Annotated in this window: 16 protein-coding genes and 1 tRNA gene; 2 read left to right on the forward strand and 15 right to left on the reverse strand. The window is 51.0% G+C overall.

The features are described 5' to 3' along the window. Window position 1: 1 nt before the first annotated feature. The 8 genes from glgA to JNK54_03610 form a co-directional block, all read right to left on the reverse strand. A complete protein-coding gene (gene glgA / locus JNK54_03575) occupies window positions 2-1,498 on the reverse strand; it encodes a glycogen synthase GlgA (protein MBL8023347.1) in 1,497 nt (498 codons plus the stop codon). Next, window positions 1,495-2,508 (reverse strand): galactose-1-phosphate uridylyltransferase, encoded by a 1,014-nt coding sequence (gene galT / locus JNK54_03580; protein MBL8023348.1) that lies wholly within the window; start codon window positions 2,506-2,508, stop codon window positions 1,495-1,497. The genes glgA and galT overlap by 4 nt, the downstream gene beginning before the upstream one ends. Beyond that, on the reverse strand, window positions 2,501-3,169 hold the full coding sequence (gene scpB / locus JNK54_03585) for an SMC-Scp complex subunit ScpB (protein ID MBL8023349.1): 669 nt from the start codon (window positions 3,167-3,169) through the stop codon (window positions 2,501-2,503). Before scpB ends, galT begins: the two co-directional genes overlap by 8 nt. After that, window positions 3,169-3,984: a segregation/condensation protein A gene (locus JNK54_03590; protein MBL8023350.1), complete on the reverse strand. Its 816-nt coding sequence runs from the start codon at window positions 3,982-3,984 to the stop codon at window positions 3,169-3,171. The genes scpB and JNK54_03590 overlap by 1 nt, the downstream gene beginning before the upstream one ends. Further along, entirely contained in the window at window positions 3,981-4,973 is a 993-nt protein-coding gene (gene trpS / locus JNK54_03595) for a tryptophan--tRNA ligase (protein ID MBL8023351.1), read from the reverse strand. Before trpS ends, JNK54_03590 begins: the two co-directional genes overlap by 4 nt. 54 nt (window positions 4,974-5,027) lie before the next feature. Continuing rightward, entirely contained in the window at window positions 5,028-5,894 is an 867-nt protein-coding gene (locus JNK54_03600) for a CCA tRNA nucleotidyltransferase (GenBank protein ID MBL8023352.1), read from the reverse strand. A 97-nt stretch (window positions 5,895-5,991) separates the two neighbouring features. Then, the gene (locus tag JNK54_03605) at window positions 5,992-7,620 is read right to left on the reverse strand and encodes a tetratricopeptide repeat protein (protein MBL8023353.1); all 1,629 of its coding nucleotides are present in this window, start codon (window positions 7,618-7,620) and stop codon (window positions 5,992-5,994) included. A 37-nt stretch (window positions 7,621-7,657) separates the two neighbouring features. Further along, window positions 7,658-8,623 carry a VIT1/CCC1 transporter family protein gene (locus JNK54_03610; protein MBL8023354.1) on the reverse strand — a complete coding sequence of 322 codons (966 nt, stop codon included), beginning with the start codon at window positions 8,621-8,623 and terminating at the stop codon, window positions 7,658-7,660. Window positions 8,624-8,674: 51 nt separating this feature from the next. Between JNK54_03610 and JNK54_03615 the strand changes: the two genes are divergently transcribed. Both JNK54_03615 and JNK54_03620 read left to right on the forward strand, forming a co-directional pair. Continuing rightward, on the forward strand, window positions 8,675-9,364 hold the full coding sequence (locus JNK54_03615; GenBank protein ID MBL8023355.1) for a 7-cyano-7-deazaguanine synthase: 690 nt from the start codon (window positions 8,675-8,677) through the stop codon (window positions 9,362-9,364). Between the two features lie 210 nt (window positions 9,365-9,574). After that, entirely contained in the window at window positions 9,575-10,525 is a 951-nt protein-coding gene (locus tag JNK54_03620; GenBank protein ID MBL8023356.1) for a hypothetical protein, read from the forward strand. Window positions 10,526-10,580: 55 nt separating this feature from the next. On the opposite strand, the gene JNK54_03625 is transcribed toward JNK54_03620, so the two are convergent. From JNK54_03625 to tuf, 7 genes are all read right to left on the reverse strand, one after another. Next, window positions 10,581-11,267 carry a 50S ribosomal protein L1 gene (locus tag JNK54_03625; protein MBL8023357.1) on the reverse strand — a complete coding sequence of 229 codons (687 nt, stop codon included), beginning with the start codon at window positions 11,265-11,267 and terminating at the stop codon, window positions 10,581-10,583. A gap of 111 nt (window positions 11,268-11,378) precedes the next feature. Continuing rightward, a complete protein-coding gene (gene rplK, locus JNK54_03630) occupies window positions 11,379-11,813 on the reverse strand; it encodes a 50S ribosomal protein L11 (GenBank protein ID MBL8023358.1) in 435 nt (144 codons plus the stop codon). Further along, window positions 11,813-12,343 (reverse strand): transcription termination/antitermination factor NusG, encoded by a 531-nt coding sequence (gene nusG / locus JNK54_03635; protein ID MBL8023359.1) that lies wholly within the window; start codon window positions 12,341-12,343, stop codon window positions 11,813-11,815. Before nusG ends, rplK begins: the two co-directional genes overlap by 1 nt. Window positions 12,344-12,358: 15 nt before the next feature. Then, entirely contained in the window at window positions 12,359-12,550 is a 192-nt protein-coding gene (gene secE, locus JNK54_03640; protein ID MBL8023360.1) for a preprotein translocase subunit SecE, read from the reverse strand. A 362-nt stretch (window positions 12,551-12,912) separates the two neighbouring features. After that, window positions 12,913-12,987: transfer RNA gene (locus tag JNK54_03645), tRNA-Trp, on the reverse strand. A gap of 136 nt (window positions 12,988-13,123) precedes the next feature. Next, window positions 13,124-13,279, reverse strand: coding sequence for a 50S ribosomal protein L33 (gene rpmG, locus JNK54_03650; protein MBL8023361.1), 156 nt, complete (start codon window positions 13,277-13,279; stop codon window positions 13,124-13,126). A 29-nt stretch (window positions 13,280-13,308) separates the two neighbouring features. After that, the coding region (gene tuf, locus JNK54_03655; protein ID MBL8023362.1) for an elongation factor Tu at window positions 13,309-13,768 on the reverse strand (460 nt) is incomplete at its 5' end.

A 13,768-nucleotide genomic window follows, 5' to 3' on the forward strand; every position in this document is an offset into this window, starting at 1 on the left:
TTCAAAATGAACTCTTTTTTGAGGCCTCTGCCTGAGAGGCACGTTTTTTAGATTGGGCCAACCGATACAGATCCACATAGTGACGCACAGATTCTTTCCAATCAAAAGAGAGTTCCATCCCCCGTCGCACCAACGCGCGCCATCCCTGAGGATTCGTCCTCAAAAACCTCACGGCCGTTTGCAAGGCCGACCGGTAGGACCCCGTCTCAACCCGGTCCGCGACAAACCCAACGCCTTTCGCTCCATCCTCTGAGACAGGGGCCACCGTATCCAAAAGGCCTCCCGTGGGGTTCACCACGGGGACAGCCCCATAGCGAAGCGCAATCATTTGGCCCAACCCACAAGGCTCGAAACGGGAGGGCATCAGAAAAATATCGGCCCCGCCATATATTTTATGGGCCAGGGGTTCATTGAAATCCGTTGAGACAGAGACCCGCCCCGGATATTTCCGTTGCAGGGTCAGGAGAGATGCCTGGTAACCGGGGTTCCCTTGTCCCAAAAAAACGGCCTGACACCCGTCGCTTAAAAAATCCTCAAGAATAGCCAACAAAATATCTATCCCTTTTTGAGGGTCAAGCCGAGACACCATCCCAAAAAGAGGGGCCTTCGGGTCCACATCCAAACCGGAGCCCCGCTGAAGATCTTCGCGACAGGCCACTCGTCCCGACAAAGTTTTGGGCGAGTACCGGCGGAGCAAAAAGGGGTCTTGCCGTGGATTCCAATATCGGGTATCCAAACCGTTCAATACACCGAAATATTCTGAAGAACGGGTGCGAAGAAAACCATCCAAACCCACCCCAAATTCCCCTCGTTGGGTTTCCGCCGCGTAGCTGGGGCTCACAGTCGAAACCAGATGGGCGTATGCGATCCCCGCCTTTAGAAAATTCACTTGATCATAAAATTCGATTTTATCTGGGGTAAATTCCGGCCATCCAAGTCCTGCTTTTAGGAGAGTTTGTTTGGGATAAATTCCTTGATAGGCAATGTTGTGGATGCTAAAAACGGACGCGGTGGGTAAGAAAAAGGGATCGTCACGATAAACCGTTTTTAAGAGAGCTGGAACGAGACCCGTTTGCCAATCGTGCGCGTGAATAATATCCGGACGAAACCCAACGGTTTTGGCAATTTCCAACGTTGCCCGAGACAGAACGATAAAGCGGTTGTCGTTGTCAAAAAACTCAGAAACGCCCGGCTCTCCGTAAACACCATCCCGGTCAAAATGATCAGGGCTGTCCACCAGATAGACACGATAGCGGGCCGAAAAAGTCGCTTCATAGACCCGCACCAGAACCGCGCCATCCCCCAGGGGAACACGAAGTGAAAAAGGAAGGAGGGTTAACGGTGGAAAATCAGAAGAAATCCCGCGATAGTATGGAAGGACCAAACGAACATCGTGGCCGGCGCTCTTGAGAGCAACCGAGAGCGCCCCCACCACATCGCCCAGCCCCCCCGTTTTGATAAAGGGGACCGCTTCACTCGCGGTAAAAAGGATTCTCATCCCGCGGAAAAACCGTTGCTCACCTCGCGAAGATACTGGGCCGCCTGCTCCGGCGGAGTGGGGTTGATGTAAAAGCCGGCGCCCCATTCGAACCCCGCGGTGTGAACAATTTTCGGCATCAATTCAATGTGCCAATGGAAATGTGCCAAACGATTGGTTTTCAAAGGACTGGTATGGATGATAAAGTTGTAAGGAGGATTGTCGAGCACGTTATTTAATCGCCCAAGAACACTCTTCAATGTTCGACTGAGAGAACGCAAGGTCGCTTCTGATGATCCATCAAAATTGGAAGCGTGCGCCCGGGGAAGAATCCACATTTCAAAAGGGAACCGACTGGCAAAGGGAGTGAGGACAGCAAAATCATCGTTCACTTCAACAAGACGGTCCTTTTTATTCAATTCCGCCTCAAGAATTTGACAAAAGATGCACCGTCCCTTTTGTTCAAAATATTCTTCGGCCCCTCGGAGCTCTTGTTTAACTCGGATCGGGACCATGGGCGTAGCGATCAATTGGGAATGCGCGTGCGCCAAAGAAGCCCCTGCCGCGGACCCCCGATTTTTAAAAACAAGAATGTATTCAAACCGCGGGTCTTTTTTTAGATCCAAAATTCGGTCGCGCCAACTTCCCAAAACATCAGCAATTTGGGCTTCGCTAAGATCTTCCAACTCGCGGTTGTGGTCGTCCGTTTCAATGATAACCTCATGAGCTCCCAAACCATCCATACGATCAAACAGATCCTCACCCGACCGATGCAAATCCCCTTCTATTTGAAGCGCAGGGAACTTATTGGGGACCACACGCGTCGTCCATCCAGGCGTATTGGGAGTTCGTCCGCGGGGACCAAGCGCAAAAATTTCCGGAGGTGTCTTGGCTTCATTTCCCGGGCAAAAAGGACAGGGGACGGACCCCTGATTTTCCCGATGAGTCGAAAACCCAACCGGGCGCCGACTCCTTTCGGTTGAAATAATGACCCAACGACCAATCACGGGATCGCGACGAAGTTCAGGCACGGGGTTCCTCCACGGGGGTTTCGAGCGTTTCAGCGACCGGAACTTCCGCCACACCTTCGGGCGGAATGTCCGTTTCGCTCAGAGTTTCTAAAGGGGGTTCGGTCGCCAAGGGCTCCGTGGGAACGGAATCATCTGACGGGACCAGCTCCTCCAACCGCGGAAGTTCGTCCAACGATCGGAGCCCAAATTGTTTCATAAAATCCGTCGTGCTTCCATACAGGAGCGGACGACCCAACGCCTCTTTTCGTCCCACGATTTTAACGAGTTTTCGTTCCAAAAGTGTTTCCAATGTGCCGGACACGTCCACCCCACGGATGTCTTCAATTTCTCCTCGAGTCAAAGGTTGTTTGTACGCCACGATAGACAAAGTCTCCAAAGCTGAAGGTGAAAGGCGTAGAGCTGTCTTTTCTTTATACAGCTTCCGGACCCATTGACTGAACGCGGGCCGCGAAGCCAACTGAAACCCATGGGCCACTTCCACCACGTGATAGGGAGCCTGACGGTCATCGAATTCGCGCCCAAGAATATTGAGATCTTCACGCAGTTCCAATTCCGTAAAAGAAGAATCCCCCAAAATATGAACGATTTCCGTCGCCTTAAGTGGACGGTCTGTCATCCACAGCAATAGTTCTAAAACTTTTTTCCGTTCGTCACGTTCCATCACTTTCCCTCCGAGGGGGGCGTACCAAAACCTTCTGGGTTATCCGGAAGAGGTCCCACCGGAACCGTTTCCGGTTCTTGAGCCACCGGTTCCGTTTGAAGCTCCGAGGGCAACGCGTTTGCATGGTACACACGAATGTCTCCAAAAGATTCTGTTTGCCGCGCCGCAATCTGCCGCAATCGAATCAGTTCCAAAACCGCCAAAAACGTAATAATCAAACCACGCCGTGTGGATTCCCGTTGCAATATTTCTTTGAAGGTCGCAAACGGACGGGACGCCAGAAACGCCAAAACGTCCTTAATTTTAACTTCGATCGGGATGTCATCCGTATCGATTTCCCGGAATCGCGGTTTGAGATTCTTTAAAACATCCCGGAAAGCGTCCAGTAAATCAAACAGGGACGCCTCCATGGTGTAATCGATGTCGTTCAAAACCGGTGATCCCCGAAAATGAACGTCTTTCGCGGACTGAAGCTTCTGCTCAAGATGTCGGGACACTTCTTTGAACCGTTGGTATTCAAGGAGTCGATGAACGAGATCGGTTCGAGGGTCTTCTTCTTCCGCATCGGAAGGAGGCGCGGGAAGAAGACTTTTCGCTTTGATCTGCATTAACGTGGCAGCCATCACCAAGTATTCTCCTGCCAAATTCAAATCCATGTCTTTCAAGAGGTCCAACACGCCCAGATATTCCGAGGTGATACGTGAAATGGGGATATCGTATATATCCAGGTCGTTTTTCTTTATGAGATAAAGCAGAAGGTCGAGGGGCCCCTCGAACACGTCCAGCTTCACTTCGTTCATGGTGGTTTCGGTCATTTTGTCCTTAGGCCCAAAACAGAGTGAACTTCCGCCAATGTTTCTTGGGCGACGGCCCGCGCCCGTCCCGTACCGTCTTCTAAAACGTCCCGAACCAGGTTCGGCGTTTGGGCCAACTGGGCCCTTTTCTCCTGAATTTCTTTCAAAGGATCGAGAAGAGACAACAGATGTTTTTTACAAGGCATACAACCGATCTGCCCTTCCCGACATTCCTTTTCCCGGACAGCGGCGTCGCGATTATAAATCTTGTGCAGAGCGAAAACAACGCATCCGTCAGGATGTCCCGGATCGTTGGCGCGAAGTTTGGATGGATCGGTAAACATTTTCTGAATTTTTTGCCACAAGATTTCGGGGGTATCACTTAATTCGACAGAATTCCCATAAGATTTCGACATTTTACGGCCGTCCAAACCGGGAACCCGAGGAGCGTGGCCCAAAATCGCCTTGGGTTCAGGAAACACATTCCCATACAAACGATTAAAACGTCGAGCAATTTCCTGGGTCAGTTCAAGATGCGAGAGCTGGTCTTCCCCCACGGGGACGGCTTGAGCCTTGTAAAGAAGGATGTCCGCGGCCTGGAGCACAGGATACCCTAAAAAACCGTGGGTGGTGATTTCTCTTCCCGAGATCTCTCGCAATTGCTCTTTATACGTGGGGATCCGTTCCAACCACCCCAAGGGGGTCATCATGGAGAAAATCAACGACAACTCGGAGTGTTCGGGAACCCTGGATTGAACAAAAAAAACACATTTTTCAGGATCCAAACCAGCCGCCAACCAATCCAAAACCATATCGTGGATGTTGCCTTGGAGATCCTTGGTGTCTTCATACCCGGTCGTCAGGGCATGCAAATCCGCCACCATAAAAAAACACCGATGTTTTTCCCCCTTTTGGAGATTGATCCAGGGTACAAGCGCACCCCAATAGTTGCCCAAGTGCAATTTTCCGGTGGGCCGCATTCCAGAGAGAACAGGGATAAGAGGAGTCATAGAAGGTTATCGTCGTAAAATTGAATTGGATTTTAAGTTTTTAGGAGGGAAAAGTCAAGAAAAAGAGCGTCCCGCCCCCGACAGAAGGAACCCGATGACCCGTCGACGTAAATCCGTCGGTGTGGAGAAACCTTTAAGAACTGATTCGGCGATCAAGGGATCCGGCCCCAAAAAAGCGGCCAACCTTTGAGCGGGAGGGTGTTCTCGTGGGAGGTTTGTTATCTGGTCACCCTTTTTCTCTGAAAAACACAAACGTTCATCCCAAGACTTCCACAACCCCCATTCCCAAGCCAACCGCAAGGCGGGGGTGGGATTCACCTCCTCCAAGATATGGAACAGTTCGTGCCGAAGCCTGACCCGACTGACAGAGAGAAGACGCCCTTCCCCCACCGCTTTTTGGATAAGATTTAAAGTCTTATTTTCTACGGACCAACCGTAGCGGGCGGCGTAGCGGGCGGCGCGGAAGAGACGAGTAGGGTCGTCAACAAAACTTTTTTCATGCAAGACGCGGAGAAGCCCGGCCCGCATGTCTTCTCGGCCACCTGTGGGATCCCAAATTTCTCCAAAATAGGGATGGAGTTTAAGATAAAGGGCATTGGACGTAAAATCCCGGCGGCGAGCATCTTCCGCTAAAGTCGATGGACGAACAACCGGTAGTTCGCCTGGCTTCGGATAGACTTCCGACCGCGCGGTAGCAACATCCATTCGCGTGGCATCAGAAAATTCCAGGGTATACGTCCGAAACCGCGGGTGTTCAATCAAACGAGCCGATAAATCCTTGGCCACCCCACGAACCAGTGAAGGCACAGCCCCTTCGATAACCACATCCCAATCGTTTGGAGACAAATTCAACCACAGGTCTCGTACACACCCGCCCACAAGCGCCGCGGATATCCCCCGTTCAGCCGCAGATCGACCCAAATGGGCAAGCCGCCCGCTCCACGGGGCCGGAATCCGCTCCCACAATTCCCCAGATCGCCTGCCGCGTGATCCACCATTTTCATTCATCCGAAAAAACTTACCTTCCCTTCGGCATGCGACGTAGAACCCGCCGGAGGTCATCGTTATCCGGGTCAAATCGCAACGCCAATTCCAGGGACTGGCGCGCCAGGGCGAAGTTCCCCACATCCACGGCAATAAGTCCCAGGAGTTCATGTATCTTGGAATCGAACGGATTGATTTCAAGGGCTTGTTGCAACACCCCTTGAGTCTCCTCATACCGCCCCTGCTCAAAATAAAGTTCCCCTAAAAGGACAAAAGGGACAACATAAGCCGGGTTCTTTGCCGTCGCGCGCACGAGAAGCTCTTCCGCTGATTTTGTTCGACCCATGGTTTGATAAACCCCGGCCAGGCGTGCCAAAGCCACCCCGTTGTCCGGCGCAAATTCCACCGCTTTTTTGTATTCCAGGACCGCCGCTTCGGACGCCCCTTTTTTTCGCAAACCGTCGCCCAAACGGATCCGCCTTTCCACTTCACCCACGACCAAAGGAGACTCCGTCTCAAACCCAAATCGAACCACAGACCCAAGCGCCCCCCGCTCTAATTCAGTAGGGTTCTCAGTCAAGTCGGCCAACGAGTCCCGCCAATTTTTTTCCAATTCCCCTTCCGAGATTCCCAGGGTGAGGCGAAAACCATCCGATCGGCTCGATTCTCGAAAAGAACGGAGTAAAGCCCGCAGTTTCTCCTCACCGAACTCATTCACGATAAAGTGGACCACATCGGCCACTTGCGCCAACGCCAAGTCCACTTGATCTGGAGAAGAAAGGTGTCGGAAGGAAACGTCCAGGTCATGAAAGGACAACAAGCCTTTCCCTCCTTCCGACAAAACGGCTCGCGTCAGGAGGGCACGATCCCGAGGCGGGTGAACAAATCCGGCCGAGTGACGCCAAAGCAGCTCCAAATAACGAGCGGTCCCCTCTTGCAACCAGTTGGGGCAAAGAGCCCCGGAAATAGGGGCGAGGCTCGCGTGCACGTGTTCATGAACCAACGCGTCAATCCAACGGTATCCGAACACGGTCGCCCCCGGGGAAACCGCCATAACACGACCGAACACAACCGCAGAAACCACCCCTGTCCGTTCCAATGTTTTTATTGAATACCCCGATGCGAAAACAAAATCATCAACAGATGTATAAATCTCGACGGGAACGGGAAGAGTGGAAGAAGACCCCAAAAATTCCGCCACACGCGATTGAGCGTTTTCCAAGGCGGCCAACACGTAAGGAGAAAGGAAAGCCTCCGCCGAGGATGTCCGGACATGAAACATGTCCGATTTGGTTTCTTCGAACCCCCGCTGAATCTCCGTGAGCCGGCTCAAATACTTTTCCTGGTCCTCTGTCCATACCGAAGCCCGATCCAAAAGTTCAAGGGCCTGCGCCGCTCCCGCGTTATTCCCAGCAAAAAGTTCTTCTAAGAACCAGATCTGGTTGGCGGTTTCCGGTTTTCCCCGCGCGATCAACGATTCCCGAAATTGATGAACCGTTCCCGTGTCCCGGGCCACTAAAAAAGAACTTGCTAATTTCAAGGGGGAAGATGATCGCGCCAGAGACTGAAGGGGGTCCGCCCAGTCGCGGTGGGTTAATCCCGCCGCAGGAATCACCCCCCATAGGAATAGCCCTAAAACAGCGATAATTCTTTTCAGTCCCATATCAAATTATCCTCCGGGCTCAAGCAATGAATCCCCTTTAAAGGGAGACACCCCATAAACGATGGACCACCACCCCGATCAGTGTCGTAATGGTCACCGCAAGAGCGATCACCCCCAGGTTTAAAGCGATCCGGCGCCGGACATCCATACCGGACAAAAACGCCAAGACAGAAGAAACAACAACCGTTGCTAAAGCGCCCGCCGCCACAGAAAACAGAGCGTTCCTCGCTCCAAAGAGGACAGGCAACACGGGAAGACTTGCCCCAATAAAATAACTGATGCCCACAAGAACACCGGTGGAGACAGGAGATCCGGGTGTATTTTCATAATCTTTTTGTCCCAGGAAAAGGGCTTTCCCCTTCTGTACCCGTTCAATCTCTCGTTCAGAACTTGTGGCGGCATAGGCTCCCGCCGCCATAGAAAGAGCCCCCGCCACGGCCACGGCCACGCTTGCGGCCAAAACCAACGGGGGGTCCCGCAACGCGGCAAAAAAACCGCTAACGGCCCCCAATATTTCCACCAACCCATCGTTAAATCCAAGAAAGATTCCCCGCACCCGTTCCGGATTTATTTTCCGACCCGAGAAACCGGAAACGATTTCGTCCTCATGCTGAAACTCATCCATCAGGGTGTCTTTGAGTGCCTGCCCAAACGGGGTATCCCGATACGTGTCCCACAAGGTCAAATATTTTCGGATCCCATACACCTCAATTCCCTCCAAAACCAAGAGGATGGCGGAAGGGCCCACCATGCGACAGATCACCGTCACAAGGGATAATTTGAGACGGCGTCCCCAATCCAGATCGGACCGTCGAATCGAAAAGAAATCCTGCCAAAACGCGTAATGCTTGGCTTCAACCGCCACCAGCCGGTCCAACATTTCCGATAGCCCTCCGCGTGAAACACCACGCAAGCGCTCATAGAGACGCAAATCGAAAAGCTCATCCAAGACCAATTCTTCACCCCGAGCCCGTGCCGCGGTATCTAGAATTAAATGTGTCATGGGAAAATAGTAGCAGTTTCGTCTCCAGCGTTGGTTTGCTAGAGTAGTGGCATGATTCGTCGAGAGAAAGTGATTGTGTTGACCAGCGGAGGGTTCGACAGCGCGGCCCTACTCGCTTGGGCGGTACAACGCTATCGCCTGGTGCAGCCCCTCTATTGTCGGTTCGGATTGCGATGGGAAAAAGCTGAACTTTATTGGCTTAAGAAATTCCTCGCCGCTTACCAACCTTCCGGCCTTCTGCCCCTCTCTGTGCTAGAGAATTCATTTAAAAGCCAATACAGAACCCATTGGAGTCTCACAGGGGAAGGCGTCCCAGGAATCTGTTCCCCAGATCCCTCGGTCTATTTGCCTGGAAGAAACATTGCTTTGCTTTCCCAGGCAGGGATATACGCTGCAAAAAACGATTATAAAGATATCGTCCTAGGCACTCTTGCGTCGAACCCCTTTCCAGACGCCACCCCTCAGTTTTTTCGGTCCATGGGACAGGCGTTAACTCACGGCCTTGAAAAAAAAATTCGAATTGGGGCCCCATTCCGAAAAACCTCAAAACAAAAAGTATTCAAATTATTTCCAAACCTTCCCTTCCATCTTGTCTTTTCCTGCCTTAATCCCAAACGTTTACGTCCCTGTGGAGACTGCAACAAATGCGCGGAATTAACTCGATTAACCCGGAGTCTTCCGTTGGGCGCGAGGACCAGCCAGGCTCAGAGAGCCTGGCACCTGAGGCGGCAGAGCCGCTGATGCGAGACGGGAAAAACGGTCTTTTTTACGAACAAAAAAGTGCAGGTCGTAGGCCGCTCCCACGCGGCACTTCCGCTAGCGCGGTCGCGGGGACTACGGACAAACTTTTTTGGGAAGGAAAAAGGTCTGGATTTTTCGTTGAATCCCGCGATCCAACTGAAGATTTCGGCTTAACCGACAATTCATTACCCATTACAATAGGACCTTCCCATGCTAAAAAAAGATAACCTAACTCTCCTTGTTTTTAATCTGCTCGCCTTACTGATTTTTCCTTTCTTGGCCCCAGCCCAAGCGGGAGAACCTCGTGTGAAAAAGGCCGACCCGTCAATCCGTTATTGGTATCAATTTCGTTCCGCACTCTTGGAAAACAACATCGACAAGTTAATTTCAGTCACCTATTTCCCTTTCGAGATAACAACTTCGGATGGCAAGATAGAGCACCATTCTCGAACCACTTTTCCACCGCTGTACCACCTCCTCATGGACACCGAAATTGGAAAAGAAACCATGAGACCCTTTCTCCTGGGGAAAGAAGAACTGACTAGAGAAGAGCGCAACGCTCTAAAAAACGGCGAAATAAAAATAGGTTCTTTTCGTTTTCGAAACATCAAAGGAAAATTGTATTTTGTGGGAGCAAAAATAGGCCGGGATTTTCCTCTCAGACAGATGGCCCCCGAAACAAATAGCCATCCCTCCCAAGAGCCCCATCCCACTCCTTCAAAAAATTCGGGAGTTTCTTTTTCGAATTCAGCGAGGACCTTTACTCGACATTCATCTCCCACCACACCGGAGGTTCGGGAGAGAGTCGACGTGTTTCGGTTTTTTTGGATTACCTTTCGACAAGCGGCTTTAGACAATAACACGAGGGTCATTCAATCCATCACGAAATTCCCTTTCGAAACGAAAGGCCCCCTTGAGGACGATCGAAAGAAGAAATTCATCCCCCGGGAATTTGAACGGCTCTGGCCACGCTTGATGGAAGCCGACCCCCATTCTTGGGGCCCCCTGCGCGATTCGATGAAAGCGTTAATCGCCCGCCGGGAAGAACCCACCGCTGAGGAGTTAAAATCAGAACCCACCGGCCATGTTCAAATCGGCATCTTTTTATTTCGAAAGATTAAGGAGCGGTGGTACTTTTCCGGGTCAGTTTTTAGCGAATAAAAAAACCCAGCCTTTTGGTGGGCTGGGTTTTTTTAAGAAACGTTTTTTAAAAAAGTTATTTTTTAACAGATTCCGTAACAACTCCAACACCGGGCCCCATGGTCGAGGACATGGCGATCGTTCGAATAAAGGTACCCTTCGCCGTTGACGGTTTCGCGTTCTCAATGGCTTCTAAGAAGGCTCGCGCATTCCCGACCAAATTTCCCACAGGGAACGATGCCTTGCCCAAAATAGAATGGACAATCCCCGTCGAATCCATCTTAAACTCCACCCGCCCCGCTTTTAGTTCCTTCACCGTACGGGCGATATCAAACGTCACCGTTCCTGATTTCGGATTCGGCATCAAACCCTTGGGCCCTAGCGTTTTGGCAAGTTTCGTCAGGTCCCGCATCGCGTCAGGAGTGGCCACCAAAACATCAAAATCCAACCACCCCTTTGAAATTTTTTCAATGATATCCGCTTCCCCCGCTTCATCCGCACCAGCGTCTTGGGCTTCCTTCAACTTATCCCCTTTCGCCACCACCACAACCTTTTTTGATTTTCCTGTTCCAAAGGGAAGAGATACAGTTCCCCGCACATTTTGGTCGCCTTTTTTGGCGTCCACACCGAGACGCACATGAATTTCAACCGTTTCATCAAATTTAGCTTTCGCGGTCTGTTTTACCAATGAGACAGCTTCTTCTATGGAATAACGCTTGGCGGGGTCAACTTGTTTTTGAAGTTCTTTAATGCGACGTCTCATGGAAGGAATCTCTCTTTCTTCCCCGCGCCCGGGTCGGCATACACCGCCTCCGGCAGGCTCCCTCTCTTTCACCGTAGATGAAGAGAGGTGTCGGGAAGTCGTGGAACGAAATTATTCAGCGGTGTCCACACCCATGCTGCGGGCGGTGCCTTTCACCATTCGAATAGCGGCCTCAATGTCCGGGGCATTTAAATCCGGCATTTTGGTTTTGGCAATATCTTCCAATTGTGGGCGTGTAAGTTTTCCCACTTTGGTTTTGTTCGGCTGGGCACTGGCTTTAGCCAATCCCGCAGACTTTTTAATCAATGCCGAAACGGGGGGCATTTTTGTAATAAAAGTAAAACTACGATCTTCAAAAACCGTGATGACAGCCGGAATGGTCATCCCGGCTTCCATGGTCTTCGTTCGATCGTTGAATTGCTTACAGAAATCCATAATATTGACGCCATGTTGGCCCAGTGCGGGCCCCACAGGAGGGGCCGGGTTTGCACCAGCGGCAGGAATTTGAAGTTTGATTTGGGTTTTTATTTTTTTGACAGGGGCCATTAAAGTTTCTCCACTTGCAGATAGTCCAACTCAACGGGCGTCGATCGCCCAAAAATATCCACCGTGACCCGTAACTTGGCCCGGTCTTCATTAATTTCTTCCACCATACCAAAGAAGTGACGGAAAGGCCCTTCTTTAATACGGACTTTCTCCCCTTTGTCAAACAAGACAGCGGGACGCGGTTTGTGATCTGGGGGCGCCACCGTGAGTTGAAGAAGGGACTGAATTTCCGATTCAGGCAACGATGTGGGATTCACTCCACCCAAAAATCCGGTCACCCCAGCGGTGTTTCGAATCATCCAGTAGGTCTGATTGTCAACATCCATGTCAACCAAAACATAGCCAGGAAAAAACTTCCGTTTCTTGACTTGCTTTTTGTTTCGCCGAAGTTCCACAACATCTTCGGTGGGAATCAAAAGTTGAAAAATCCTCTCATTGAGACCTTGCTGAATTGCCGTTTTCTCAACCAGAGCCTTCACCTTATCTTCATGTCCAGAATACGTATGAATAACATACCAGCCACGGGCCACAGGGATGTCCTTTCGTTAGGAGATAATAAAATTAAAACTTCTCGAAATAACAAAATCCAACGCACCCACAAAAACAGCAAACACAATGACCAGAAGGATCACAAGCCATGTGGAAGCCATCATCTGCGGACGAGTTAGCCAAGAAACTTTTTTAAGTTCCTCATACGCTTCGCGAAAAAACTGAAAGAGTTCTCGAATCTTTCCCAAGGTATCTCTCCATTCAACCCAACAGTTTTAAACTTATTAAAACCGTCCATCGGGATTTGTGGGATAACACTGAATCAGAAAGGCGTGCAAATAATAGTTTAAAAGACGTCCCACGTCAATAAAATAAATTAACGTCGAAGAACCAAAGACAAATCGATCAGCATTTTCATCCCACCCTATTCGACAGGAAACATTTACAAAAAAAATGGGGACAGAACCCGCTAAACTTACATTTCCAATCGCCCCTTCCTTTGTTTTTTAAATGGTAGGGGCGGAGGGCGCTGTGTGACCTTGTGGCACACGTTTAGCGCGCCCTGCTTGAGCAGGGCCGGGTCACTTCGCCCTTCCTTTGTTTTTATAAATGGCAGGGGCGGAGGGACTCGAACCCCCAGTCCTGGTTTTGGAGACCAGTGGTTTACCAGTTAACCGACGCCCCCTCAGGGGATTTCGCGCCTCTAACGCGTCTTAGGAAACAATGAGAAGTCGATCACGACGCCAACATTGTCCTTGGCCCCCAGGGGCCAAAACAGACTCCCAGAACTCCCCATGGGCACCCACCAACCGTAAGGACTATTACTTGGTTTCTTTGTGAGGCGTGTGTTTTCCGCAGGCGGAGCAAAACTTTTTTAACTCAAGTTTTTTCTCTCGACGACGACCCCGCACGTAATGATAATTGCGATTATCGCACTTGGAACACGCCAACATGAATACGAAACGATCAGCAGCCATGATCTTGCCCTCTCTTCTTAGTTAAATTCTTAAGCCAAAATTTCGGTTACGACTCCGGCTCCGACGGTGTGACCGCCTTCCCGGATCGCAAATCGAACACCCGTCTCTAACGCCACCGGCACCAACAACTCCACCTCCACTTCCACGTTGTCGCCCGGCATCACCATCTCCACGCCCGCCTTCAACTTCAAGTTCCCGGTCACGTCCGTTGTCCGAACGTAGAACTGCGGGCGATACCCGCTGAAGAACGGCGTGTGCCGCCCCCCCTCTTCTTTGTTCAAGATGTACACTTGCCCCTTGAACTTTTTGTGCGGCTGAATGCTTCCCCCCGCACAAATCACCTGACCTCGTTCCACCTGGTCTTTTTCAATCCCTCGCAGCAGGATACCCACGTTGTCCCCCGCCTGCGCTTCATCCATTACCTTTCGGAACATTTCGATCCCCGTCACCACGCTCTTCTTCGTGTCCTGCAATCCCACGATCTCCGCC

The organism is Elusimicrobiota bacterium (assembly GCA_016788905.1).
Lineage (GTDB): Bacteria > Elusimicrobiota > Elusimicrobia > FEN-1173 > FEN-1173 > JADKHR01.

What these genes read in the sequence shown, in the direction of transcription:
- rpmG (MBL8023361.1), bottom strand. Translation starts at nt 13,279, where the DNA reads ATGGCTGCTGATCGTTTCGTATTCATGTTGGCGTGTTCCAAGTGCGAT.
- JNK54_03610 (MBL8023354.1), bottom strand. Translation starts at nt 8,623, where the DNA reads ATGACACATTTAATTCTAGATACCGCGGCACGGGCTCGGGGTGAAGAA.
- rplK (MBL8023358.1), bottom strand. Translation starts at nt 11,813, where the DNA reads ATGGCCCCTGTCAAAAAAATAAAAACCCAAATCAAACTTCAAATTCCT.
- JNK54_03620 (MBL8023356.1), top strand. Translation starts at nt 9,575, where the DNA reads ATGCTAAAAAAAGATAACCTAACTCTCCTTGTTTTTAATCTGCTCGCC.
- JNK54_03625 (MBL8023357.1), bottom strand. Translation starts at nt 11,267, where the DNA reads ATGAGACGTCGCATTAAAGAACTTCAAAAACAAGTTGACCCCGCCAAG.
- trpS (MBL8023351.1), bottom strand. Translation starts at nt 4,973, where the DNA reads ATGACTCCTCTTATCCCTGTTCTCTCTGGAATGCGGCCCACCGGAAAA.
- scpB (MBL8023349.1), bottom strand. Translation starts at nt 3,169, where the DNA reads ATGGAACGTGACGAACGGAAAAAAGTTTTAGAACTATTGCTGTGGATG.
- glgA (MBL8023347.1), bottom strand. Translation starts at nt 1,498, where the DNA reads ATGAGAATCCTTTTTACCGCGAGTGAAGCGGTCCCCTTTATCAAAACG.
- JNK54_03590 (MBL8023350.1), bottom strand. Translation starts at nt 3,984, where the DNA reads ATGACCGAAACCACCATGAACGAAGTGAAGCTGGACGTGTTCGAGGGG.
- JNK54_03605 (MBL8023353.1), bottom strand. Translation starts at nt 7,620, where the DNA reads ATGGGACTGAAAAGAATTATCGCTGTTTTAGGGCTATTCCTATGGGGG.
- JNK54_03615 (MBL8023355.1), top strand. Translation starts at nt 8,675, where the DNA reads ATGATTCGTCGAGAGAAAGTGATTGTGTTGACCAGCGGAGGGTTCGAC.